The organism is Kribbella sp. NPDC048928 (assembly GCF_043197975.1).
Classification (GTDB): Bacteria; Actinomycetota; Actinomycetes; order Propionibacteriales; family Kribbellaceae; genus Kribbella.
Genome location: NZ_JBICUC010000004.1, coordinates 570821 through 595715 on the forward strand (window position 1 = coordinate 570821; position 24895 = coordinate 595715).

At 69.4% G+C, this 24895-nt stretch carries 20 protein-coding genes; 4 read left to right on the forward strand and 16 right to left on the reverse strand.

Annotated elements, in window-relative coordinates:
• Nucleotides 1-46: 46 nt before the first annotated feature.
• Entirely contained in the window at nt 47-1174 is a 1128-nt protein-coding gene (locus ACGFI6_RS20730; protein WP_393120760.1) for a PLP-dependent cysteine synthase family protein, read from the reverse strand.
• A gap of 81 nt (nt 1175-1255) precedes the next feature.
• On the opposite strand from ACGFI6_RS20730, the gene ACGFI6_RS20735 reads away from it, so the two are divergent.
• The 3 genes from ACGFI6_RS20735 to ACGFI6_RS20745 are packed head-to-tail and all read left to right on the forward strand — an operon-like array spanning nt 1256 to nt 3144.
• Entirely contained in the window at nt 1256-1567 is a 312-nt protein-coding gene (locus ACGFI6_RS20735) for a hypothetical protein (protein WP_393120762.1), read from the forward strand.
• Between the two features lie 37 nt (nt 1568-1604).
• A complete protein-coding gene (locus ACGFI6_RS20740) occupies nt 1605-2624 on the forward strand; it encodes a M48 family metallopeptidase (protein ID WP_393120764.1) in 1020 nt (339 codons plus the stop codon).
• Nucleotides 2625-2661: 37 nt separating this feature from the next.
• Nucleotides 2662-3144: a GNAT family N-acetyltransferase gene (locus tag ACGFI6_RS20745; RefSeq protein ID WP_393120767.1), complete on the forward strand. Its 483-nt coding sequence runs from the start codon at nt 2662-2664 to the stop codon at nt 3142-3144.
• 24 nt (nt 3145-3168) lie between these two features.
• Here the strand turns inward: ACGFI6_RS20745 and ACGFI6_RS20750 are convergent, their stop codons facing one another.
• The 10 genes from ACGFI6_RS20750 to hemL all read right to left on the reverse strand — a co-directional run bounded on the left by ACGFI6_RS20750 (nt 3169) and on the right by hemL (nt 14655).
• Nucleotides 3169-5562, reverse strand: coding sequence for a hypothetical protein (locus ACGFI6_RS20750; protein ID WP_393120769.1), 2394 nt, complete (start codon nt 5560-5562; stop codon nt 3169-3171).
• 120 nt (nt 5563-5682) lie between these two features.
• Nucleotides 5683-7245: an MFS transporter gene (locus ACGFI6_RS20755; RefSeq protein WP_393120771.1), complete on the reverse strand. Its 1563-nt coding sequence runs from the start codon at nt 7243-7245 to the stop codon at nt 5683-5685.
• Nucleotides 7246-7307: 62 nt separating this feature from the next.
• On the reverse strand, nt 7308-7910 hold the full coding sequence (locus tag ACGFI6_RS20760; protein WP_393120773.1) for a TetR-like C-terminal domain-containing protein: 603 nt from the start codon (nt 7908-7910) through the stop codon (nt 7308-7310).
• Between the two features lie 596 nt (nt 7911-8506).
• A complete protein-coding gene (locus ACGFI6_RS20765) occupies nt 8507-8758 on the reverse strand; it encodes a DUF4229 domain-containing protein (protein WP_393120775.1) in 252 nt (83 codons plus the stop codon).
• A 1-nt stretch (nt 8759) separates the two neighbouring features.
• On the reverse strand, nt 8760-9764 hold the full coding sequence (gene ccsB, locus ACGFI6_RS20770) for a c-type cytochrome biogenesis protein CcsB (RefSeq protein WP_393120777.1): 1005 nt from the start codon (nt 9762-9764) through the stop codon (nt 8760-8762).
• Nucleotides 9761-11359 carry a cytochrome c biogenesis protein ResB gene (locus tag ACGFI6_RS20775; protein ID WP_393120779.1) on the reverse strand — a complete coding sequence of 533 codons (1599 nt, stop codon included), beginning with the start codon at nt 11357-11359 and terminating at the stop codon, nt 9761-9763. The genes ccsB and ACGFI6_RS20775 overlap by 4 nt, the downstream gene beginning before the upstream one ends.
• A gap of 1 nt (nt 11360) precedes the next feature.
• The gene (locus tag ACGFI6_RS20780; protein WP_393120781.1) at nt 11361-12104 is read right to left on the reverse strand and encodes a cytochrome c biogenesis CcdA family protein; all 744 of its coding nucleotides are present in this window, start codon (nt 12102-12104) and stop codon (nt 11361-11363) included.
• A gap of 4 nt (nt 12105-12108) precedes the next feature.
• The gene (locus ACGFI6_RS20785) at nt 12109-12672 is read right to left on the reverse strand and encodes a TlpA family protein disulfide reductase (protein ID WP_393120783.1); all 564 of its coding nucleotides are present in this window, start codon (nt 12670-12672) and stop codon (nt 12109-12111) included.
• Entirely contained in the window at nt 12672-13295 is a 624-nt protein-coding gene (locus ACGFI6_RS20790) for a histidine phosphatase family protein (RefSeq protein ID WP_393121281.1), read from the reverse strand. The genes ACGFI6_RS20785 and ACGFI6_RS20790 overlap by 1 nt, the downstream gene beginning before the upstream one ends.
• Before the next feature lie 37 nt (nt 13296-13332).
• On the reverse strand, nt 13333-14655 hold the full coding sequence (gene hemL / locus ACGFI6_RS20795; protein WP_393120785.1) for a glutamate-1-semialdehyde 2,1-aminomutase: 1323 nt from the start codon (nt 14653-14655) through the stop codon (nt 13333-13335).
• A gap of 258 nt (nt 14656-14913) precedes the next feature.
• Here hemL and ACGFI6_RS20800 point away from each other — a divergent pair, with 258 nt between their 5' ends.
• Nucleotides 14914-16284, forward strand: a complete 1371-nt coding sequence (locus tag ACGFI6_RS20800; protein ID WP_393120787.1) for a lytic murein transglycosylase — start codon at nt 14914-14916, stop codon at nt 16282-16284.
• Nucleotides 16285-16419: 135 nt separating this feature from the next.
• On the opposite strand, the gene ACGFI6_RS20805 is transcribed toward ACGFI6_RS20800, so the two are convergent.
• From ACGFI6_RS20805 to ACGFI6_RS20825, 5 genes are all read right to left on the reverse strand, one after another.
• Nucleotides 16420-20079 (reverse strand): S8 family serine peptidase, encoded by a 3660-nt coding sequence (locus tag ACGFI6_RS20805; RefSeq protein WP_393120789.1) that lies wholly within the window; start codon nt 20077-20079, stop codon nt 16420-16422.
• A gap of 145 nt (nt 20080-20224) precedes the next feature.
• Nucleotides 20225-21187, reverse strand: a complete 963-nt coding sequence (locus tag ACGFI6_RS20810; protein WP_393120791.1) for an LLM class F420-dependent oxidoreductase — start codon at nt 21185-21187, stop codon at nt 20225-20227.
• Between the two features lie 82 nt (nt 21188-21269).
• Nucleotides 21270-23090 carry a hypothetical protein gene (locus ACGFI6_RS20815; protein WP_393120793.1) on the reverse strand — a complete coding sequence of 607 codons (1821 nt, stop codon included), beginning with the start codon at nt 23088-23090 and terminating at the stop codon, nt 21270-21272.
• Nucleotides 23091-23188: 98 nt separating this feature from the next.
• Complete coding sequence (locus ACGFI6_RS20820; protein ID WP_393120795.1) at nt 23189-24106, reverse strand: GlxA family transcriptional regulator; 918 nt, start codon at nt 24104-24106, stop codon at nt 23189-23191.
• A 4-nt stretch (nt 24107-24110) separates the two neighbouring features.
• Nucleotides 24111-24710 (reverse strand): isochorismatase family protein, encoded by a 600-nt coding sequence (locus ACGFI6_RS20825; RefSeq protein ID WP_393120797.1) that lies wholly within the window; start codon nt 24708-24710, stop codon nt 24111-24113.
• Between the last annotated feature and the right edge of the window lie 185 nt (nt 24711-24895).

Sequence of the window (24895 nt, forward strand, 5' to 3'; positions counted from 1 at the left end):
CACCTGAGCGTGAAAGGGCAGGTGCGTACGGTGTCTCGGGGGTGTACTACCTGTCGTTCGGTTCTTTCCAGAGGCCGGTGGTGGCGAAGGCGTCGAGGGTGTTGGCGTACGGGGTGATGTCGATGCCGGCTGTGCGGAGCCAGGTGTCGTCGTAGTAGGTGTTGCCGTAGCGTTCGCCGCTGTCGCACAGGAGCGTCACGATGCTGCCGCGGGCGCCGGTGCGGCGCATCTCGGCGGCCAGGCGGAGTGCGCCCCAGAGGTTGGTACCGGTGGAGCCGCCGACCAGGCGGCCGGTGACGCGCGAGCAGAAGCGCATCGCGGCGATCGAGGCGGCGTCCGGAACCGAGATCATCCGGTCGACCACGCCGAGTACGAACGACGGCTCGACCCGCGGCCGCCCGATGCCTTCGATCCGGGACGGGCGCCCGGTGGAGAACTCGTGGTCGCCCGCCTCGAACGCCGGGAAGAACGCGGAGTTCTCCGGGTCCACGACCGCGACCGACGTGTCGAACCGCTGGTAGCGGACGTAGCGCCCGATGGTGGCCGACGTGCCGCCGGTGCCGGCGCCGACCACGATCCAGGTCGGGATCGGGTGCTGCTCGAGTGCGAGCTGCCCGAAGATCGACTCGGCGATGTTGTTGTTCCCCCGCCAGTCCGTCGCACGCTCGGCGTACGTGAACTGGTCCATGTAGTGCCCGCCGGTCTCCTCGGCCAGCCGCTTGGCCTCGCCGTAGATCTGGCCGGAGCGTTCGACGAAGTGGCAGCGGCCGCCGTAGAACTCGATCAGCTCGACCTTCTCAGGGCTGGTCGAGCGCGGCATCACGGCGACGAAAGGCAGCCCGAGCAGGCGGGCGAAGTACGCCTCGCTGACCGCGGTGGAGCCGCTGGACGCCTCGATCACCGTGGTGCCCTCGTGGATCCAGCCGTTGCACAGGGCGTACAGGAACAGCGACCGGGCCAGCCGGTGCTTGAGCGAGCCGGTCGGGTGCACGGACTCGTCCTTGAGGTACAGCTCCACGCCGGTGCCTTCCGGCATCGGGAACACGTGCAGGTGCGTGTCCGCACTCCGGTTCGCGTCCGCGTCCACGATCCGGATGGCCTCGGACACCCAGGCTCGTGCCTTGTCGTCGCGCCGGTCGACCTCACGGCACACCCCGTCGTCAACCTCACTCATGCGGGCCAGGCTAGGACCTGAGCGCCGATTTGAGTATTCCTACGCTCTGCAACCATCGGTCCGGGCGCCAGGATCGGTGGCATGATCCCGCTCGGAGCCATCCATTTCACGCCCGCCGAGGTCGCCATGATGCTGGCGATCCTCGCCTTCGGTTCCGTCGCGCTCGCGCTGCCCGCGACGCTCACCCTCGCCTGGGTCGGTCACCGCCGCGCCACGGACCATCCGGGCTGGAACGCGACCTGGTACTGGTTCGCCGGTACGGCGCTGTCGGTGGCCACCACCGCACTCGCGGCGAGCAAGGGCGCCGGATGGTGGGCCGTACCGATCGGCTGGGTCCCGAGCCTCGTACTGGCCGCAGCGCTCAATCCCCGCTGGACCCCGAAGGCGAGCTAATGTCGGAACCCATGACGACCGGGCAGAGGGGGACAAGGTGACCGAGAACAGTGATCGGCCGACGCGGCAGCGGGTGACGCTGACCGACATCAGCTCGCGGGCGTGGGAGCACCCCGCGGACCGCGGTGCGCTGGTGGCGTTGCGGCAGCTGAAGGGCTTCGACTACGTACTGCGGAAGATGTCGGGCCTGATCAACGAGCGCGCCTTCCGGCTGCAGTACCTCGGCTCCGCGATCCGGGTCGACGAGCGGCAGTTCCCGACCGTGAACCGGCTCTACACGGAGGCCGCCAGCACCCTCGACGTTCGGCAGCTCCCGGAGCTGTACGTGACCAACAGCCCGATCTGGAACGCGGTCACGATCGGCATGGACAAGCCGTTCATCGTGGTGAACAGCGCGCTCCTGCAGGGCCTCGACGAGGAGGAGTTGCGGTTCGTCCTCGGGCACGAGCTCGGTCACGCGCAGAGCGGTCACGCCCTGTACCAGTCGCTGCTGCTCTGGCTGATGCGGCTCACCGGCGCGATCAACTGGATGCCGATCGGCGCGCTCGGGCTGCGGGCGATCATCGCCGCCCTGCACGAGTGGTCCCGCAAGGCCGAGCTGTCCGGCGACCGGGCGGGTCTGCTCGCGGTCCAGGACCCGGCGGTTGCGCTCCGGGTGCAGATGAAGCTCGCCAGCGGTGGCCAGCTGAACGAGCTCGACACCACCGCGTTCCTTGCCCAGGGCACGGAGTACGAGAGCGCCGGAGACCTGCGCGACAGCGTACTGAAGCTGCTGCTCCTCGAGGCGCAGTCGCACCCGCTGGCCGTGATCCGTGCGCACGAGCTGCGCCGCTGGGTCGACGAGGGTGAGTACACCACGATCGTCTCCGGCGAGTACCCGAAGCGCCAGGACGACGGCGACGCGTCGATCTCGCAGGAGGCGAAGAACGCCGCCAAGTCGTACACCGACGCGTTCAACCGTTCGCAGGACCCGCTGGCCAAGTTCCTCCGCGACCTCGGCGACGGCCTCGGCGGCGTCCGCGACTGGGTCTCCTCGAAGTTCCCGCCCCGAAACTGATTGGTCCCAGGTCCGGGCCGGCTGCGATCCTGTCGACGTGATCGACGTACAAGCAATCGGCCCGGACGACTGGAAGGCCTGGCGGGAGCTTCGGCTCGCCGCCCTCACGGAGGCTCCGTACGCCTTCGGCTCGCAACTCGCGGACTGGGTCGACGCCCCCGAGGAACGCTGGCGTGAGCGCCTCAGCGTGCCCAGCGCGTACCAGGTGATCGCGACGGTCGACGGGACACCGGCCGGGATGGCCGGCGGATTCACCGACGACGAAGCGCAGACCGCCGAGCTGGTGTCGATGTGGGTCGCGCCGCTCGGCCGCGGCAAGGGCGTCGGCAACACGCTGATGACCGCGATCGAGAACTGGGCCCGCGGCACCGGCGCCACCACGCTCGAGCTTTCGGTTGTCCCGGGCAACGACCCGGCCCACAACCTCTATCTGCGGCACGGGTACGTCGACACCGACGAGCCCGGCGACCTGATGGCGGACGGCATCCACCGCGAACTGGTGATGCGCAAACCGCTCTGACCGCCGAAAGCCGGGCCCAGGACGCTAACGCTCCAGGTGTCCGCGACCGCCGCGTCCCTCGGGACGCCTCGCCGACTGTCCTTGGTCCTCGCGGCCAGGCGTCCGTGGCTCGGCGGCAGGCGCGGACGCCGGTGCCGTCCGCAACAGCTCGGATGCACGGTCGCCGAGACGATTACGCATGCCGTCGGCCAGGTGCTTGCTCTTCGCGGTCTGCCAGGTGCCCCGCGAACGCTCGATGTCGTTGACCCGCTCGTTCAGCACCGGCTCCTGCTGACGCTGGGCGATCTGGTCGCAGAACCAGTACCGGGTGGCCTCGCGCGCGGTGTAGTCGTACCCCTTGGCCGCGACATCGACGACCTCGATCTCGCCCGCAGGCGTCTCGTCGAAAGTGATGTACGCCGGACCGTGCTCGTCGGACCGCGCCACGACCGTCGTCCGGTTCCCGTTCACGGGCGGTACCGGAAGCTCGGACCGGCCGGCCTTGTTGTCGGTCTGCACGTCCCGCACGATCTCGTCGGCCACCAGCCGGTCCGCAGCCACCGCGTGATCCAGACGGAGTACCGATCCGTTGTCGTCCTGGAAACGGGTGAGTGAGTCGGCCATCAGGTCGAGCGAGCGCGCGGGCGTCCAGCCGGTCTGCGCATCCGCAGTGATGACCGCCTGCCGCCGGTCGTCCGGCATGCGGACCTCGACGCGGCTCGCGTCGTCGAGCGGCCGTACCCCGGTCACCTGCAGCCCGACCGCGGAGATCTGCTCCGACTCCGCCTCGCTGTCCGGCAGGAACGCCGTGAACGGCTTCGTGTTGTACGCCCGGCAGTAAGCCCCCTCGACAACGGCGGCGACCAACGCATCGTCGGCGCCCGGGACCGCCCCCAGCGCCCCGAGCTCGTACCGGGAGCCGGTGTCCTTGATCGCGGCCGCAGCGACCGGCGCGCCGTCGAGTACGGCGACCGCAACCATCTGGCCGTCCTCGGTCGAGGGCGGATTCATGGCCCGCCACATCCCGTCAACGCCCGGAGGCACCGTACCCTCGGCACCTTCCGCGGCCGCCCACACCGTCTCGGACGCCTGCTCCTGGAGCGCTACGAACCTGGGTTCGGACGTACGGAGGAAGAACACGTCCCCACCGGACTCGCGGAACCGCTGCACCGAGGCGGCGAGCTCCGTCGGGTCGACGGCGGCCTGGTCTCCCCGGGCATCCAGCACTCCGAGGAGCTCCCTCATCTGCAGCTCCGATTCCCGGTCAAGCTTCCCCACGTTGTACTGCACCTGGAACGACCGGTTCGCGGCATCGGCCGCGCTGATCGAGAACTCCGCCGTCCGCGCGTACTCGAGCGCACCGGCCGTGGAGAACGTCACCCCGCCACCTGCCCGGCGCGCCTCCTCCATCATCGCGCACTCGGTCGCCCGGAACGCGCCGCCGTCGGCCGTTGCGATGAACCGCAGTACGTGCAGATTGCCGTCGGCGTTCCGTCCGGCGGTGACGAGGCCGCGCGGCTGCCCGTCCGCCATGGCGACCAGCGTCCGTACGCCGGGCTTGTCAGGAATCGGGTTCTGGGCGAGGTAGTCGGAGTTCCCCGCGAGTTCCAGCATGGCGAGACCGGCCGCGTCCCGGTCGTCCGGATTGCCGTGGTCGTAGACCTCGATGGTGCCGCCGCGATCGATCCAGCCCTTCAGCTCGGTGGCCATCCGGCGGAGATTCTGCCCGGCAGGAATCGCCGATCGGACCTGGGGGAAGGGATCCCGGCCGTCGACCTGGCCGAGCGCGACCTGCTCGGCGATGTGCCGTACGTCGTCGGCCGACCAGGCCTGCGCCGCTGTCTTCGTGCTGCCCGCCTGGCCGTTCGTCCAGATCATTCGGCGGGCCTCGAGTGCGCGTGGCCCGTGCCAGGTGTCGGGCGAGACCTCGTGGGCCAGCGTCAGGGTCTCCTGCGCCGCGATCGACGCCAGCGCGTACTGCGCGGCGTACCCGGCCTGCCGGCCGCTCGGCAACGAGGCGTCGGCGAGTACGCCGGCCGGCGCCGACGGGAACGTCGTACCGCCGCCGAGCACCACCAGGTCGTCCTTGTTCCGTTGGAACGTGACGACCGTCATCGGTCCGTCGTCGCCGGCTTCGGCCACGACGGCGTACTCCGCGTCCGGATGCGCCAGGGCGTCCACGGCCGCTCGCTGGGACCGCCAGCCCGGGCCGCGGTCGATGCCCGGAAGCCCCCGGCGCAACGTCTCGGTCAGGTGGTTCGTATCGGCGAACGTGTTTCCAAGGCGCTGCACGTAGCGCCGCCAATCGGCCTCGGATTGTTTGGCGATCACCCGCACCGTCGTACCGGGCCGGCCGGCGAAGGCGGCGACACCCTCGGCGATCGAGGCCACCGTCCCTTGCAGACGCCGGTGCTGTTCGTCGAAAACCTGCTCGGCCACGCGCTACCTCACACCCGAATCGTTGCCTTGGTCCCGCAACACCCTAGGAGGTGCCGGGGAGCAAGACGAAGGGCCTGCTTCCCCCCTCCCGGGAAGCAGGCCCTTCGAGTACCGGTGCGATCAGCCCATGTGGACAGGGCTCTGGCCGTCGTTGGCCAGGTCCTTGTGCTTGATGGACAGGCCGATCATCGTGATCAGGCCGGCGCCGACTGCAAGCGCCGACGACCACAGGAACGCGCGGGTGAAGCCGTGCGTCGTAGCGAGCGCGGTGAACTGGCCTTGCAGCTGCTTGATCTGATCCGGCGACTGCCCGGACGCGGCCGCCTGCTGCAGGCCCGGGGCCAGCTCGGCGAACTTGTCCTTGATCGCGCTGGTGGAGATCGTGCCCAGCAGCGCCAGTCCGACCGCACCACCGATCTGCTGCACCGTGTTCAGTACGGCGGATCCGACACCGGAGTCCTCCGCGGCGACTCCACTGACCGCGGTCAGCGTGAGCGGTACGAAGATCAGGCCCATGCCGAACGACAGCACCAGGATGTACGGCAGCAGGTGGGTCAGGTACGTCGAGTCGACCTCGAGGCGGCTGAACCCAAACATCCCGGCGCCGACCAGGACGCCACCGACGCCGGCGATCCAGCGCGGATCCATCCGGGCCACGAGCGTCGACGCGACCTGCGCCGCGACCACGATGCCGACACTGAACGGCAGGAACGACACACCGGTCTTCAGCGCGCTGTAGCCCATGATCGACTGCACGAAGATGCCCAGGAAGTAGAACATCGAGAACATCGCGGCGCCGACGATCAACATCACGAAGAAGCTGATCCCCCGGGTCCGGTTGGCGAGGATCCGGAACGGCATCAGCGCGTGCCGGGAGCGGGCCTCGATCCCGAGGAAGATCGCGATCAGGGCGAGACCGCCGAGGATGTAGGTCAGCGTGAGCGCGTCGCCCCAGCCGTTGGTCGCGGCGTGCGTGAGGCCGTACACGAGCGAGGTCAGACCCACGGTGCCGGTGATGGCGCCGGGCAGGTCGAACTTGCCGGTCTGCCGCTCCGACTCACCGAGGTAGCGGAACGCGAGGATCGCGACCAGCAGGCCGATCGGCGTGTTGATGAAGAAGGTCCAGCGCCAGGACGCCTCGGTCAGCGCGCCACCCAGGATCAGGCCGACGGCCGCACCGGCTCCGGACATCGCGGCGTACACGCCCATCGCCCGGTTGCGCTCCTTGCCGGCCGGGAAGGTCGTGGTGATCAGTGCCAGAGCGTTCGGTGAGGCGGCCGCGGCGGCCAGCCCCTGCAGGATCCGGCTGATCAGCAGCACGGTCTCGCTCTGCGCGATGCCGCCGATGAACGACGCCAGGCCGAACAGCACGACGCCGATCACGAACACCTTGCGGCGGCCGAGGATGTCGCCGATCCGGCCGCCGAGCAGCAGCAGACCGCCGAACGCCAGCGCGTAGGCGTTGACCACCCACGGCAGCGACGCGTCGCTGAAGCCCAGGTCACCCTTGATGTGCGGCAGGGCGATGTTCACGATCGTGCCGTCCAGCACCACCATCAGCTGCGCCATGCAGATCAGTGCGAGCGCAATGCCGAGATTGCGGTGGCCGTGGGCCGCCGGCTCGGCCCCTGTTCCGGTCTGCCGGCCATCCGGCCGGTCGGCATTGATGACTTCTTCGGACATAAGAAAAGTTCCCCTCTTGGGCAGACTTGCCAAATTTCGGTCGCGGACCGGCCCCTCGCCGGTCAGCTCGCCTGCGACCCCCGCGCCGCAGGCAGGATCACGTTGTCGATCACTCGGAGGATCAGCTCGTCGGTCGGTTCGACGCCGAGGATGTAGGCGTGGTGGATGATCACCGCCGGCAACGTCACCGACAGCAGGGCGACGTCGACGTCCGGCGCGATCTCGCCGCGCTGGACGGCACGCTCGTACACCTTGTTGGTGACCGCGACGCGCGGCCCGAGGAAGCGTTCGCGGAACGCCTTCTGCAGGTCGTCGTCGCGGTGCAGGGCGGTAAGCAGGCCGGCGATCACCGACATCGGCAGCTCGTCGGTGAAACCACCGTCGCCGCAGGACATCGAGATCAGGTCGCCGCGCAGGCTGCCGGTGTCGACGTCCTCCGGCAGCGGGCAGCCCTTCGCCCGGCTGATCGCGTCCACGACCAGCTCGGCCTTGGTGGACCAGCGCCGGTACAGCGTCGCCTTGCTCGCCTTCGCCGCCGTCGCCACCGCGTCCATCGTCAGCCGGTCGTAGCCGAGCTCGGCCACCACCGCGACGGTCGCGTCGAGGATCTCCTCCTCACGTCCACCTTCGACCCGCGGCCGCTGCCGCACGCCTGCTGCATCCATCGTTCATCACCCTGAGTAGCTACCAGAACACGGATAGAACGAAACGGTTTCGTTTCATCCACCACGGTACGACTCATGTGAAGGAATGCACAAACGATTTTGCCCGATATTCACCAGTGGCATAGGTCACTCTCCGTACCAGTCGCCCACTGGTACACCCCACCCCCACTTCCTCGGTCTGCCAGGGAAATGGGGGGTTCCGGACTCACCTGACCGGTGTGGAACCCCTCATTTCCCTGGCAGACCCACCAATTTGCCTGGCAGACCCACCAATTTGCCTGGCCCACCCAGCAAACTGCCGGCCACCATCAGTTCGCGGCGGGCTCCCACGATGGGATATCCGCTCGCGTGGTGGGTTCTCTGCTCGTACATGAGCGGAGAACCCACCGCAGGAGCGGATATCCCATCGTGTTGGGCCAAGCAGAGCCGCCGAGGCGCCGCAGGTGCGGCCCAGAGGGCCGCGGCGCGGGGATGGCGCGGCGCGGGTGGCGCGGGTGGCGCGGGTGGCGGCGCGGCGCGGGTGGCGGCGCGGCGCGGGTGGCGGCGCGGCGCGGGTGGCGGCGCGGCGCGGCGGGCGCGGGTGGGGCGGGGGTGGGTTAGTCGTCGTCTTCGGCGGTTCGGGCTTGTTCTAGGCGGGTGGAGATTTTTTCGGCGCGGGTTTCGATTTTGCCGGCCAGGCGGTCGCGGGCGGCGCGGAGGACGAAGATCGAGAGGATCGAGGACGCGATCAGGGCGAGCAGGGCGATCGGCCAGATCGACAGCCAGGTGCGGAGCGCGAACCACAGCACCGCGAGGCAGACCGCGAACAGGGCCGCCCGCAGGCCCGTGTAGATGCCGAACTCCTTCATGTCACACCCCGGCGTAGGAGTGCAGGCCGGAGACGAGCAGGTTCACTCCGACGAAGTTGAAGATGAAGACGAACCAGCCGACGATCGCGATCGTCGCGGCCCGGCGGCCCCGCCAGCCGGCGGTGGCGCGGGCGTGCAGGTAGGCGGCGTACACCACCCAGGTCACCAGCGACCAGACCTCCTTCGGGTCCCAGCCCCAGGCGCGGCCCCAGGCGTAGTACGCCCAGATCGGCCCGGCCACCAGTACGCCGAAGGTCCACAGCGGGAACGCGAACGCGAGCACCTTGTACGCCGTGCCGTCCATCGCCTCGGCGCTCGGGAGCCGGCGCAGCGAGGCCGACATGATGCCGCCGGCCAGCACGCGGCGCTCGGCGCGGGCCTTGATCAGGTACAGCACCGAGGTCAGGCCGCCGACGGTGAACGCGCCACCGGAGATCGCGGCCGCGGACACGTGGATCACGAGCCAGTACGAGTGCAGGGCCGGGACCAGCGGACCGGCCGGCGTGTACAGCAGGAGTGTCGCGATGCCCAGGACGGCCGCGATGACCAGCGTGACGCCGAGGCCGAGCCACTGCAGCTTGTAGCGCTGGACGAAGATCAGGTAGACGATCGCGACCGCGAGCGACGCGGTGATCGAGAACTCGTACATGTTGCCCCACGGCACCCGGCCGGCCGCGAGGCCACGGGTCAGTACGCCGACGAAGTGCAGCACGAACGCGAGCGAGGTGAGCAGCAGCCCGATCCGGCTGGCCGCGTCGAGCCGATCGGTCGACGCAGGCTTCGCCGGTACGTCAGCAGCATCCGCGACCGAAGCACCGGAGGCACCAGATGCGCCAGACGTCACAGCGGCACCGACCAGTACTTCCTGCTTGACCACCGCCGGCATCGCGACGGCAGCACGGCCGAGGGCCCACTCCATCGCGTGCGCAACCATCGCCATGGCATAGATCACCGTGGCGGTAGGGATCAGCAGGTTGGAGACATGTGCGTAGGTCTCCGGGCTCATGGCTGCTCCTGTTTGCTCGGACCGGCAGGTTTCAAACGGTCGGCGATCGCCTGGATCTCGTCACCGAGGCCGCGCTCGGGGCCGCGGTCCAGACCGGCGACCTCGACCACGGTACGCCCGTCCTGCTCGCGGACCCGCACCCAGGTACGCCGCGGATGCACGAACAGCGAGCCCATCAGCCCGAGGATCGCCAGCAGGATGCCGCCGAGGGCGAGCAGGGTGCCCGGTGTGTGGCTGATCTGCAGCTTCACCCAGCGGCTGTAGCCGTCGAAGGTGATCGACCCGGCGTTGTCCGGCAGCGCGACGCTCTGCTTCGGCGCAAGCTGGAACCGCCACTTGTCGCCGTCCTTGGTGAACTGCGTGAGCTTGGTCTTGTCCAGCTGGTACACCGACTCCGGCTTGCCGGACTCCGGCTGCGGACGGCCGTAGTACCCGGTCATCACGAGCTCCGGGTTCAGGTCGTCAGGGAACACCGACACCGGTCCGTTCGGGCCGATGAACGAGGTCGGCAGGAAGTACCCCTCGAAGCCGAGCGTCATCGGCCGGGCGTCCGGCGCCTTGACCACGCCGAACGACGAGAAGTTCCCGTCCTGCGGGAGGAACGGGGCCGGCCCGGAGAACGCCACGTTCCCCTGCCCGTCGCGAACTGTCACGCGCGGCGCGTACCCGTGCCCGACCAGGAAGACACTGCTGCCGTCCAACTTCAGCGGGTGGTTGACCTGGAGCAGGTACGACTTCTCGGGCGCGTCCGGCGTCTGCTGGTAGGACAGGTTGGCCTTGAACTCGCGGGCCGCGCCCTTCTGCGGACCGTCCTGCTGGAACTTCACCTGGAAGTCCTTCACGGTCAGCGAGAACGGCGGCAGGTCGTCGTCACCGCTGAACGCCCGGCCCGGCGTGAAGTCGTCGTACTGCGCGACGGTATTGGAGAAACCGTTGCCGACGACAACCAGTACGGTGCCGCGGTAGCCGAACAGGGAGCCCCAGGCAACGCCGACCAGCGCCAGGATCAGCGAGAAGTGGAAGAGCAGGTTGCCGGCCTCGCGCAGGTAGCCACGCTCCGCCCCGATCGCCCCGTCGTAGGACTCGACGCGGAAGCGGCGGCGCTTGAGCTCGCGGGTCGCGACCTCCAGCATGTCGCCGGGCGCGTCGACCTCGAAGCTCTGGTAGCCGGGCAGGCGGTTCAGGTTCCGCGGGGGTTTCGGCGGGCGGGCCCGCAAGGCCTTCAGGTACACCGAGAGCCGCGGTACGACGCAGCCGATCAGCGAGATGAACAGCAGCAGGTAGATCGCCGAGAACCACGCGGACTTGTAGACGTCGAAGAGCCCGAGCTTGTCGTAGAGCGGGCCGAGCTTGGTGTGCGCGGTGAGGAAGTCCGACACCTTGATCGGGTCGATCGGCGTCTGCGGGATCAGCGATCCGGGCACCGCGCCGAGCGCGAGCAGGAACAGCAGCACCAGCGCGGTCTTCATCGAGGTCAGCTGCCGCCAGCCCCAGCGCAGCCAGCCGACCAGGCCGAGTGCGGGCGGCGGCTCGTTGCCCGAGTTCCCGGTCGGGGCGGTGATGTGGTCCTTGACCTCCTGATCGACATCGGTCATCTCACACCGCCGATCCGAAGTTGGCGACCCACTGCCGCAGGTCCGCGGTCATCGCATCCCACACTCCCGTCAGCAGCAGCAGTCCCACCGCGATCATCAGTACGCCGCCGATCCGGATCACCAGCAGCTGGTGCTTGCGGACCCAGGCCACCGCGGCCAGCATCCGCCGGAAGGCCAGCGCCGCCACGATGAAGGGAATCCCCAGCCCGAGGCTGAACACCAGCGCCAGCACGGCACCGCGCGCGGTGCTGCCCTCGGTCGTGGCCAGCGTCATCACGGTGCCGAGCGTCGGCCCGATACACGGCGTCCACCCGAATCCGAACAGTACGCCGAGCAGTGGAGCGGCCGCGATGCCGACCGCCGGAACCCGGTGCACCCGGACATCGCGCTGCAGGAATCCGAACCCGCCGAGGAAGACCACACCGAGCACGACGGTGAGCCCGCCGAGCACCCGCGTGATCGCGGTCTGGTGGTCGATCAGCAGGTCCCCGGCCTTGCCGAACAGCACGCCGGTGAGGATGAACACCGCGGAGAAGCCGGCCACGAACAGCGCCGTACCGGCGAGCATCCGGCCGCGTTTGTGCGAGCCGAGCTCGGCCGCGGAAAGCCCGGTCACGTACGACAGGTAGCCGGGCAGCAGTGGTACGACGCAGGGCGAGAAGAACGAGATCGCTCCGGCCAGCACCGCGATCGGCAGCGCGACCAGCATCGAGCCCGTCATCGACTCGGCGAACCACTGTCCCATCAGCTCAACCGGCGTCCTTGACCATACCGAGCAGCGTCTGCTTGGTGACCTCGCCGACGACGCGGCCGGCGACCTTGCCCTGCTTGTCGATCACCAGCGTGGTCGGGATCGCCTTCGGCGAGATCTGCCCGCGGAACCGCAGCAGCGCCTTACCGTCCCGGTCGTAGATGCTCGGGTACGTGACGCCGAACTCCTGGACGAACTTCTTCGCCTGCGCCGGGTCCAGGTCCCGGGTGTTCAGCCCGACGAACTGCACCGAGCTGCCCAGTTCCTTGGCGGCGGCAACCAGGTCCGGCGCCTCCTTGCGGCACGGCGGGCACCAGGAACCCCACACGTTCAGGACGACGATCTTGCCCTTCTGCTCCGAGAGCGTCCAGGTCTTGTCGTCGAGCGTCTTGCCGGTCAGCTCGGGCGCGGGCTTGCGGTCGGCTTCCGCGAACGTCGACACATTGCCGTTGCCGCTGACGAATCCGGCCTGCCCCTGCCGGTTCTGCGACGCCTGCTGGCCGGAGCTGCAGCCCGCGACCAGGAGCAGTCCGGCGGCCACCAGTGCCGTACGGCGGATCATCACGCACCGCCCGCGAACTTCTTCGGGTTCTTCACCGGCAACAGGTCCTTCGCAGGCTCCGAGTAGCCGACCGAGACGATCTGGTCGCCGTGGAAGGTGAAGGACGTCAGGCTGGCCAGGCTGCACTGGCGTTTGCGCGGGTCGTGCAGCATCCGGCGCCCCTCGATCGCGGACCGCGCGATCCAGATCGGCAGCTGGTGCGACACGATCAGGGCCTCGTGGCCGGCGGCCTTCTGCCGGGCGGTCTCGATCGCGTCCCGCATCCGGCGGACGAGCTGGCTGTACGGCTCGCCCCAGGACGGCTTCCACGGGTTCCGCAGCAGCCACCAGGCGCTCGGCTGCCGGAGCGCGCCGTCGCCGACGCCGAACTTCTTGCCCTCGAACAGGTTCGCGGCCTCGATCACCCGCTCGTCGATGTCCGGCGTCAGGCCGAACACCTTCGCGATCGGCTCCATGGTCTCCTGGGCCCGCTCGAGCGGCGAGCTGACCAGGTGCACGATGTCGCGGCCCTTGACGTGCTCCGCGACCCGGTCGGCCATCTGCCGGCCGAGCTCGGACAGGTGGAAGTCAGGGATCCGGCCGTAGAGCACCCCGGTCGGGTTGTGCACCTCGCCGTGACGCATCAGGTGCACGACCGTTGTTTCGGTCACCAGAATCCCTTCAGTTCTTCACTGCGGCCGCCGCGCGGGCCGCCGGTGCCAGAGCCGACTCCAGATCGGCCAGCGCGTCGTCGTCGATCGCTGCGCTGACGAACCAGGCCTCGAACGCGCTCGGCGGCAGGTAGACGCCGGCGTCCAGCATGGCATGGAAGAACGCCGTGAACCGGGGCAGTACCTGGGCGTTCGCACCGGTGAAGTCCCGGATCTCGGCAGGTCCCTCCGAGGACTCCACGAAGAAGACGCTGAAGAGGTTCCCGGCCGCGGAGATGACGTACGGCACACCCTCCTTGTCGAGCGCGGTCGACACCAGCCGCTGGATGGTGCGCGAGGTCTCGTCGAGCTTCGCGTACACCTCGTCGGTCGCCAGCCGCAGCGTGGTCAGCCCGGCGGTGGTGGCGATCGGGTTCCCGGACAGCGTCCCGGCCTGGTAGACCGAACCTTCCGGTGCGAGGTGCGCCATCACGTCCGCGCGCCCGCCGAACGCGGCGGCCGGGAAGCCACCGCCCATCACCTTGCCGAACGTCATCAGATCGGGCCGGACGCCGTCGACGCCGTACCACCCCGAGCGAGTGATCCGGAACCCGGTCATCACCTCGTCGGAGATGAACAGCGCGCCGTTCTTCGTGCAGATGTCGGCGAGGAACGCGTTGAAGTTGTCCCGCGGCGGGACGACACCCATGTTGCCCGGCGACGCCTCCGTGATCACGGCCGCGATCTGGTCGCCGTACTCCGCGAAGGCGGCGGTAACCGCGGCCTGGTCGTTGTACGGCACGACGATCGTGTCGGCGGTGGTGGCCTCGGTGACTCCCGGCGTACCGGGAATTCCCAGCGTCAGTACGCCGGAACCGGCCTGGGCCAGCAGTGCGTCCACATGTCCGTGATAGCAACCGGCGAACTTCACGATCTTGGCGCGCCCGGTGAACCCGCGGGCCAGCCGGAGCGCGGACATCGTCGCCTCGGTACCGGACGACACCAGGCGGACCTTGTCGACCGGCGTGCGCGCGACGATCTCCTCGCCGAGCAGCACCTCGGTCTCGGTCGGCGTCCCGTACGACGTACCGCGGGCGACGGCGGCCTGGACGGCGGCGATCACCTCGGGGTGCGCGTGCCCGAGCAGCAGCGGGCCCCAGGAGCTGACCAGGTCGAGATAGCGGTTACCGTCGGCGTCGGTCATGTGACATCCGTCACCGGAGGCCATGAAGCGCGGCACGCCGCCGACGGCGCGGAACGCCCGGACGGGAGAGTTGACTCCACCCGGCGTGACTGCGGAGGCCCGGTCGAAGAGCTTGGCGGACTGTTCAGTGTGGTCGGACACAGCGGCCATTGTCCCCTGCCGGTCACGTGGCCCGACCGGCAGGGCCCGGTCCGATTTCCGGTCCCGATCGTTCCCAAGGGGTTCACAGGCGCTTTGTTACGCGCCAGTATGGGTACCCGGTGACCGCACGTACACGGTCTGGGTCCGGCGCGTAACCCACGCAACGGGGCGGACGTTAGACCTATTACGACGGCAAACCGACAAGACGCAAAGACTGTCCGCAGCGTGGGGCCGGACCGGTCGATGAGTCACGGAGGGGAATCATCGATGGCGAAGGGCAAGCGCCGCGCCACGGGTAGCGGGTGGCGCCAGGTGGCGCCGCTGATCCCGTTGGCGCTGTTCGCGAGCGCGTTCACCGTCAGCGCCACGGACAATCCGGTGATCGCCACGGCATCACTGGAGAGCGGCCTGTCCGGGAGCAACCCGGTCGTCGTGCCGAAGCAGCCGATCTCCGAGCCGGCCAGCGTGCCGGTCGCGGGGAAGGTCGGGCCGGGTGTCGACCCGGGTGAGCAGCCGACCCAGGTCGTCTCGGGCCTGTCGAAGAACGGGATCCCGAACGCCGCACTGAAGGCGTACTCCCGGGCCCAGCAGGTGCTGGCCCAGGCGGACCCGAGCTGCCATCTGCCGTGGACGCTGGTGGCCGCGATCGGCCGTGTCGAGTCCAACCACGGCCGCTTCGGCGGCAACGTGCTGAACTCGAAAGGCGTCGCGGTGCCGGGCATCTTCGGCCCGCGGCTGGACGGTGCCTCCGGAACGGCCAAGATCTCCGACAGCGACGCCGGTGCGTTCGACGGCGACGGAGCGTTCGACCGTGCGGTCGGGCCGATGCAGTTCATCCCAGGGACCTGGCGGGCCATGGGAGTGGACGGTGACGGCGACGGCGTACGGAACCCGCAGGACATCGACGACGCGGCGATGTCCACCGCGGTGTACCTGTGCTCGGGCAAGACCGACCTCTCCGATGCCGGCGACCTGAACGCTGCGGTGCTGCGCTACAACCACTCGCAGCAGTACGTCGACCTCGTGGTGAGCATCGCCAACGCGTACGCCGGTGGCAGCTGGATGGCGGTCGGCAACGACACGTCCGGTGACGATGTGGACAAGGCCGGCGACCAGATCACCGACCCTCACATCGACGCGCCGGTGGACAACAACCTGCCGCAGGTGGTCGACATCCCGACCCCGGCGACGGTCGAGCCGACCCCGACGCTGACCGACGAGCAGGGCCGGACGACCCCGACCACGAAGCCGTCAGACCCGCCGACTTCGACGAAGCCGAGCACCAAGCCGTCGACGAAGCCGACCACCGGCAAGCCGCCGGCCACGACCAAGCCCCCGACGTCCGATCCGACCTCGCCGGTCACGTCGGCGCCGCCCGTGGTGGCGAAGCTGACGACCGCCGTCGGCCTGATCGTCGGGACGGTCGGTGGCACGCTGAAGGAGCTGCAGACGGCCACGACGTACTGCCAGACCGAGATGGCGAAGGTGACGATCACCAAGCCGACCCAGGCGCAGCTGCAGAAGTGCGTGACCGCCTACCAGACCGGTGGCGCGAAGGCCGTCGACCAGGTGATCCGCAACCTGTTGTCGCTGCTCGGTCTGCTCGGCGTCCTCGGCGGAGGCGTCCTCGGGAGCTGAACTCCACCGCGACACATCACAACAAAAGACCGGCGCGCCTGCCCCCACCCCTCCCTTGGCGCGCCCCTGGCGACGCCACGGAGCATCTCCCCCCGGCTTCGTGGCGTCGCCTTTTTAACGTTCAGGTGCTGGTGATCAGCCGGCCCAGACGCGGTCGATCGTCTGGGTGATGCTGTTGCCGATCAGGTCCGTCGCGGTCACCCGGAGGCTCGGGTACGCGCCGTCCGGGACCTGTGCGCGCAGGGTGCCGATCCCGCGCAAGGACAGCCGCGTCCAGGTCTTCCCGTCGTACGAGATCTCGGCCGTGGTCCGGAAGAGGCCCACACCGTGGAAGCCCGGCTGGTACCGCGGGGTGAGCTCGACCGAGCCCTTGGTGTGTTTGTAGTCGATCTGTACGAGCGGCAGCACCGACCGGCTCTTCGTCGGAACCGATACGAAATGCCACACCGTGTGCGTCGAGGTGGACGTCTTCGCCCAGCTGTTCGGCCCGCGGCGCTGGTCCAGCGTCAGGTCGTACCAGGCCGCGCGGGCCGGTACCGGGAACTGCCCGGTCGACCAGGCCTCCCGACCGAGTTCGACGCCGTTGCTGCTCAGCGCCATGCTCGTGGTGTCGCCGCGGTCGCCCCAGCCGAACACGCTCCGGTCGCCGCTGACGTACTGCGGAATCGCGATCCGCAGCGCGTTCTCGAACCGCGCCGGCGGCCAGCCCTGCGCCACGTCGTTCGCCGACGCAGACAGCCCCGGTACGGCGGGACGCGTGATCGACTCCCACCAGCCACGGGTAACGTGCTCGCCCGGCCGGTAGCTGCGCGGCACCGTCGACTCGGCCCCGCTCTCGTTCCACTCCCCTGCCAAGGTCTTCTCGTCCCACGTGACGCCCTTGACGTCGCTGACCAGGTAGTCGGTCCGCTTCACCGCACCGGCCACCAGCCGTGTCGACGACAGGCCGGCCGCGAGCCCTGGCAGATGCGCGGTCCGCTGGTCGGAGTGCAGCCAGAACGCCTCGTTCAGCTGGAAGTCCGTGGTCACCACGGCCGGGTGCATCTTCGCGATGTCGTAGGTCAGCGGGCCCTTCACGACCGACGGACCGACCGCGACGTCATACCGGTACGTGCTGTCCCGGACGCCGTTCAGCTGCAGCGAGACCGGACCCTTGGCCAGCAGGTCGAGCAGTTGCCCGCCCTGCGCAGCGCGGACCTTGTACTGCGGGATTTCCAGCTGGGTCCCGGTCGACCAGAACCCGGGCGCCTCGTTGTACAGGAACACGACCTTGGCCCCGGCCTCCTGGGCCGCGGTCACCTGGGCGTCGACGGTGTCGTTCGACTGCCAGCGGATCAGCGCAATCGTGCCTTTGGCTCCGGCCAGCTCGCCCGGCGTGCCGTCGCCGCCGTTGTAGAGCGGGAGCTTCTCGTTGCCGACGTACACGAACCTGTCCGACATCTTCTCCGGCGTCGGAAGCACACCGCCGCCCGGCACTGCCACGGTCAGCTGCGGCTGCGCCAGGTCCCAGCGCTGCACGACCTGGAAGGTGCCCTCGGCAACCTTTCCGAAGTTCTGCAGGTAGACACCGTCCGCGACCCGGCCCGGGTATGTCCAGCCGGACACGGCGTCCCGCGCGCCGACCTTGCGGTGCCAGGCGACGCCGATCGGGCCCGGGTCGACGCGCTGCGGCGTCTTCATCGTCACCTTGTTCGCGGTCCGGGCGTCGAAGGTGAACGTCCGGTCGCCGTCGATCCGCGCGTCGGGGTCACCGAGCAGCGTGATCGAGTTCGCCCAGTTCGCCTCGTCGCCGCCGATCGCGTACGCCATCACGCTGTAGCGGCCGTCCGGGACCTGGAAGGTGTGGCTGCCGGTCTGGTCGAACGCGAACGCGCTCACCTCGCCGGTGTCCTGGTTCCACAGTTGAGCGCCGCTCGAGCCGGCCTTGGTGGTGGCGGGCAGGCCGTCGCGGCCGATCGCCTTCACGGTCACGGTGTTCAACTGTCCGCCGGCCGCGAAGCCGAAGCCGGTGCGGACCGTCTGGTGCCCGGCCCGAGCGGTCAGTGCGCCGGCGTAGTTGGCCGGCCGGGTCTTCGCGAGATCGACGGTGACAGTGGCCGACGCCGTACCGTTCGCCGGTACGGTCAGCCGCGCCGGCCGCACTGTGACGGCGGCGGCAACCTTCGCCGGCGACCGGGCGTCGACCGACAGGTCCAGCGTCACCGGGCGGTTCGAGGTGTTCCGGTACGAGACCTTGCGGGCGACCGGAGCCGGCGCGTCCGGGCCGCTCCAGGACAGGTCGCCGAAGAACAGGTTGGCGGTGTCGGGCAGGACCTTCGGGTCGAGCGCGTTCGGGATGTCGATCCGGCCGAGGCCCTGCTGGTCGATCCGTGCGCCCGCGGACGGGACGGCGGTCGACGCCAGAGCAGCTTTCAGTTGCGGGCCGGTCCAGTCAGGATGCCGTTGCGCGAGGATCGCGGCGGCGCCGGCGACGTGCGGCGTCGCCATCGACGTACCACTCATCGCTGTGTAGTACTGATCGAGGATGTGGCCCTGCTCGGTGCCGGCCGCGCGGGCGGCGGCGATCTCCACGCCCGGGGCGGTCACCTCGGGCTTCAGCGCACCGTCGCCGAGGCGCGGGCCGCGGCTGGAGAAGTTCGCCAGGGTGTCGTCGCGGTCGACCGCGCCGACGGTCAGCGCCTCGGACGCAGCGCCCGGCGAGCCGACGGTCTCCTCGGCGCCGGAGTTGCCGGCCGCGATCACGAACAGCGCACCGCTGGACTTCGCCAGCCGGTCGACCGCCGCGCTCATCGGGTCCGTGCCGTCGGACGGCAGGCCGCCGAGGCTCATGCTGACGACCTTCGCGCCCTGCTGGACGGCCCACTCCATCCCGGCGATCGCCTCGGAGTCGTAGCCGCCGCCGCTGTTGTCGAGCACCTTGCCGATCAGCAGTTCGGCGCCGGGCGCCACGCCCTTGCGCTTGCCGTCGGACGCCGTGCCGAGACCGGCGACGATGGACGCCGTGTGGGTGCCGTGGCCGTGCAGGTCCTGCACCGCCTGGTCCGGGACGAAGCTCTCCGAGGCGACGACCTGCTTCGCGAGGTCGGGGTGCCCGGCGTCGTACCCGGTGTCCAGGACGGCGACCTTCACGCCGTGCCCGTCGTACCCCTGCTTCCAGGCGGTCGGGGCACCGATCTGTTTCGTCGACCGGTCGAGCGTGGCGTGCGTCTTGCCGTCGAGCCAGACCTTGGTGACCTGGCTTGTCTTGAACGCGGTCGGCCCGCTGATGCCGTCCCAGAACGTCTTCGCGTCCGACTTCCGCACGCTGACCGCGGTACTTCCGACGCTGTTGAGCGTCCGGCGGTACGTCGCAGCCTGCGGCGTACTTGGCGCACTGCGCAGGGTGGCCGGCGCGCTGAGCAGGAGCGGCAGTTGGTCGCTGGCCGCGTCGTCGTACCCCTGCTGCACGAGCTCGGTGAGGTTGAACAGGCGCTTGTCGAGGCGGCCCTCGGTCAGCAAGGGGTAAGCCTTGGCCGGGACCACGGTGAAGTCGCCGTCGAAGGTGCCGAAGTAGTACGGCTCGTCGCCGAGCAGGCGGGCCGAGACCTGGCCGCTCGCGTTCGTGGTCAGCTCGGCGACGTCGCCGGTGACCAGCGTGATCCGCTTGCTGCTGCCACCCGGCGTCGACGCACCGGCCGGGCTACTGGCCGGCGGATCAGGTGGACCGGCGTTCGCCGTGGTGGCCGTCAGCAGCAGGGAGCCGGCGACCACCGCGGCGAGCAGACCGGTAGCGGTACGGGACGGGCGGGAAAACATTGGCGGAAACCTCCCGAGGCCCCGACCCACGCGAGGCCATCCTCAGGAGCCTCACAGTTGCCCCGAGCCCCGGTCCACCACTACCGCTGACCTACACCCGCCATGACCGGTACCGGTCAGGCACCAGTCAGGCTCAGAATCAGGGTCAGGCGAAGCGCTTGGTGATCCGCTCGACCCGCTCGAGCAGGTCCAGGTCGTAGGCGACGCCGGGGACGTAGAAGATCACGTAGTCGGCGCCGGCCTCGAGGACCGCCTCGACCTTGTTCGCGATCTCGTCCTCGCCTGCGATCAGGTTGTCCCGGTCGAACTTCTCCCGGTTCATCGGGCCGAGCGCCTTCGCGGTCGCCTTCTGCGGGTCGTCGCCCTTGTCGATCGGGAAGACGTTGAAGTTCGTCGACTTGATGATGTCGTCGTAGTTCCGGCCGACCTTCTGGCAGTGCCCGCGGAGAATGTCCGCCTTCTCCTTGAAGGTCTCCGGGTTGCCGCCGCCGATGTTCGCGGCGTCGGCGTACTGCGCGACCAGCTTCAGCGTCACCTTCGGGCCGCCACCGCCGATCCAGAAGCTCGGGTGCGGCTTGCGGACACCCTTCGGCTCGTTGATCGGGGCGTCGATCGAGTAGTACTTGCCGTTGTAGACCGGCTTGTCCTCGGTCCACATCTTGTGGATGATCTCGGTCGCCTCGCGGAACGCCGCCATCCGCTGCGGGATGTCGGTCCACTCGTAGCCGTACGCCTTCCACTCGTGCTCGTACCAGCCGGCGCCGATCCCGGCGTACAGGCGGCCGTGGCTGGCGACGTCGACGGTGGACGCGATCTTCGCGTACAGCGCCGGGTTCCGGTACCCGTTGCAGCCGACCATCTGGCCGATGTTCACCCGCTTGGTGTCGCGGGCCAGCGCCGCGGTCGCGCTCCAGCACTCGAACGTCGAGTTGTCACTCGGCTCGGGCACCGTGTGGAAATGGTCGAACAGCCAGATCGAGTCCCAGGACTGCTCGTCGGCCCGCTTGGCGACGGCCGTCATCGCCTCCCACTGCTCGATCGGGTCGGCGATCTCCGCCAGATCCATCTTCCAGCCCTGCGGGACGAATACCCCGAAACGTGTAGTCATGCCGCCATCCTCCCGACTGATGGCGGCATCGGTCCATGACTATGAGTACTGAATTCGTTCTCAATCGGACCACTGCTACTTCTTAGTGGGCGCTCAGCACCCCCGCGCCGGAGCCGGGTTCGCTGCGATGGACGGAGCGTGCGGACAGGATCGCGTTCAGCGCGATCGGTGCGAGGCGGCCGCCGAACTCCTGCCGGGTGAGCGCTGCCACGCCGGCCGCGGCCGGTGCGGACGCCGACGTACCGGGGAAGCGGCAGGCGCCCTCGGTCGTGGTCGGGCAGGTCCCGGAGCCGAAGCCGCCGGCGCCGCTGATCGACTCGCCGTCGCCCGCGAGCCAGTTCGGGGCCTGGAAGCTCAGCTTCGCGCCGCCGCTCACCCCGCGGCACGGACCGGGCCGGCCGCCCGGGCAGCGGGTCGTGGTGACGAGCTGCACCGGTCCGGCCGCGCTGTACGGCCCGACCGGGGCGGTCTTCGGGTCGGTCGAGACGTTCGCGTTCACGGCACCCGCGCTGCTGGCGAAGATCGTGTAGTTCGAGTCCGGGTTCAGCGAGCCGGCCTGCTCGGTCGGGTCGAGCGTCTTCACGCCGGCCGCCAGCGGCCGCCAGCGCAGGTCCAGGATCGGCGCCTTGCGTGCGGTCGACGTACCCTCCACGTCCACGACCAGCTTCACCGGCTGCGCCGCGGTGGTGGTGTTGAAGTACTGGAGTTGCTCGATGGTGTCGCCGACGCCGTTCGCCTGGACGCCGGTGCTGGACGCGAGGCACTTGGTCCCGGTGCTGTCCATCACGTACAGGTTCAGGTCGGTGAAGCCGCCCTGGCCCGCGGTCGGGTAGATCGCGCGCGGCTCGCTCCACTGCAGGGTCGGCATGATCCCGGCGCCGGGCTGCAGATTCAGGTCGTACGTGGTGTCGCTCCCGCGCAGTTTCACCACGTTGTCGGGGTCCTTCGGACAGCCGGTGTACGGGCCGGTGACGCCGTCGGGGCCCTTGCCGGTGCCGACCGCGGTGGCGCGCGGCGCGTGCGAGGTGCCGAGGTTGCCGGCCGACGAGCTGACCCAGATGCCGTGCCTGGCGAGGGCCTCGGCCGTTGCGGCGCCGAGGCCCTGCTGGAACACCGGCTCGTCGTCGAGCGCGATGTCCTCGGCGATCATCGTCACGCCCGCGTTCGCCAGCACGTGGAACGCCTCGAAGTAGTCGGCGTTGGTGTCCAGCGTGCTCGCGAAGGCCAGCTTCGCGCCCGGCGCGAGGTCGTGGATGATCTCCATCATCGCGGTGCCCTCGTCGTTGACGTACGAGCCCTGCTGGAGCACCTGGACGTCGGGCGGCAGCTCGCCTGCGGCGACCGCGTCGGCGAGATGGTCGGCGTCCAGGGAAATCACGCCGATCTTCTGGCCGCGCCCGGTCAGGCCGCGCGCCTGCGCCTTGTCCGCGCGGTGCAGCTGGACGCCTTCCGCGGTCGTCGGGCCGACGTCGACCGCGGGCCGCAGCGCCGGTCGCAGTGCGCTCACCCAGCCGAGTGCGGCAACCGCGTCGAGCTTGTCGTACGGGACGGTCGCGGAGACCAGGCCCGTGGTCGGCAGGTCGTACGTGTCCTTGACGTCTGCGGTGTTCTTCTGCACCGCGACGCCGAGCGCGGTGAGTTGGGCTTCTTGCTGGGCGGTGATCGGCGCGGCGGCGTACACCTGCACCCCGACCCGTCCGTTGCTCTCGACACCCATCGCACGGGCGTTCATGCCCACCTGCTTCTCGCCGGCAAGTTTCGCGGCATCCCGCAACATCGACGGCACCTTCGCCGCCACCCCCGGGTCTTCCGGGCCCCCTGCGGCCGTCGCCTGTGGCACTACCGCGATGACAGCCAACGGAACTATCAGCATCACGCTGCTGAACACATAACGGAGCTTCATCAAGTGTCCTCTCCCCCTCCTGAGCGGTCGCGACCACAGTCATCCACCGACTGACCAACTGTCCAGTACTTACGTGGACGAGGGGTGAGGGTTCTGGTCTAGCGGACGCTCCGGGATCGCAGCCGCCGCAGCATCCGCGGATCCTCGAAGCCGACCGTCCGGGCCGCCGACTCGACAGTGCTGCCGTGGCCGATCAGGTGCTCGGCGCGTTCGAGGCGGAGCAGTTGCTGGTAGCGCAGCGGAGTCAGCCCGGTCGCGGTCGTGAAGATGCGGGTGAGCGTACGTTCGCTGACGCCGACCTCGCCGGCCAGCTGGGTGAGCGGCAGCTTGTCGGCGTACCGGGTGTCGATCACGTCCTGGACGCGGTGCGCCAGGTCGCTGAGGTGCCCGCGGTGCCGGAGCATCGCGGACTCCTGGAGCTCGTCGCCGTTGCGCCGGGCGTACACAACCATCTCGCGCGCCACCCGCGCGGCCGCCTCCGCGCCGCGGCCGACCGCGACCAGGTGCAGCGCGAGGTCGATGCCGCTCGCGATCCCGGCCGAGGTGATGACGCGATCGTCCTCGACGTACAGCACGTCCCGGACGATGGTCGCCCGCGGGTACCGGGCGGCAAGCTCGTCGGTCAGCTCGTGGTGGGTCGTGAAGCGCCGCCCGTCGAGCAACCCTGCCCAGCCGAGCGCGTCGGCCCCCGAGCACACGCTCGCCACCGTCCCGCCGCGAGCGTGGTGCGTCCGCAGCCGTTGGCGGAACCCAGGCCCGATGGGCGGCTCCGGCGACAGCCGCGGCGACCGCCAGCCCGGTACGACGATGAGGTCGCCCGGATCGAGCTCGGGCCAGGTCGACTGCGTTCGCAACGGCACGCCCTGGGCGGTCGCGACCTCGTCGGATTCGGCCACGTACGACACGTCGTAGCCGTACCCGAAGTCCCCTGCGGTCGTGAACACCTGCGCCGGCCCCGCGAGATCCAGGAGATGGAGCCGCGGCACCAGTACGAAGACCACGTGAGTAGGGCGCATCCGGTCAGGATGCCACGGGGACGCCGGTCAGCTCGTCGAGGGTCCGGACCGTGGCGAACCGGCCGGCCAATGCGTACTCCGTCCGCTCGGTGACCTGCTCCGCGGTCAGCGTTCGCGGGTCGGCGAGAACCTCCTCGACGGTCGCCTCGTCGCGGATCGACCAGTGCGCGAGCGCCATCGTCGCCGTCGCCTCGGTGACGAACACGACGTCGTACCCGAGATCCGATCCGACCCGCGCGGTGGTCTCGCAGCACTGTTCGGTACGGATCCCGGAGACAACGATCTCGCGGATGCCGTGCTGGGTCAGCAGCTGCTGCAGATTCGTTGTGGTGAAGGCGTTGTGCGACGTCTTGGTGAGAACCGGTTCGGTCGGCAGCGGTTCGAGTCCTTCGATCAGCCGGACCTGTCCCGCGGCCGGGTCGAACGCGTTCCCCGTACCCGGCTCGGTGTGCATCACCCACACCACCAGGTCGTCGCGCTCGCGGGCGGCCCGCACCAGGCGGTTCACCCGGTCGGCGATGTCGGGGTGGTTCACCAGCTGCCAGTTCGGGCGGACCCGAAACGACTCCTGGACGTCGATCACGATCAGTGCGGTTCGGCTCATGCCACCAGGATGCGCGCGGAACGGCGTACCGCTGAAGGCCTGATCGAGGCGCGGGGCGGACGGATCCGGTCACGCCGAAAAGATCGGACGAATTCGAACCGTTACGAACTGTTCCAAACAATCCGGCGCCGTCCTATCGTGCCCAGGTCAGTCTCTACAACGATTGAGGGGATTGCGATGCCCGA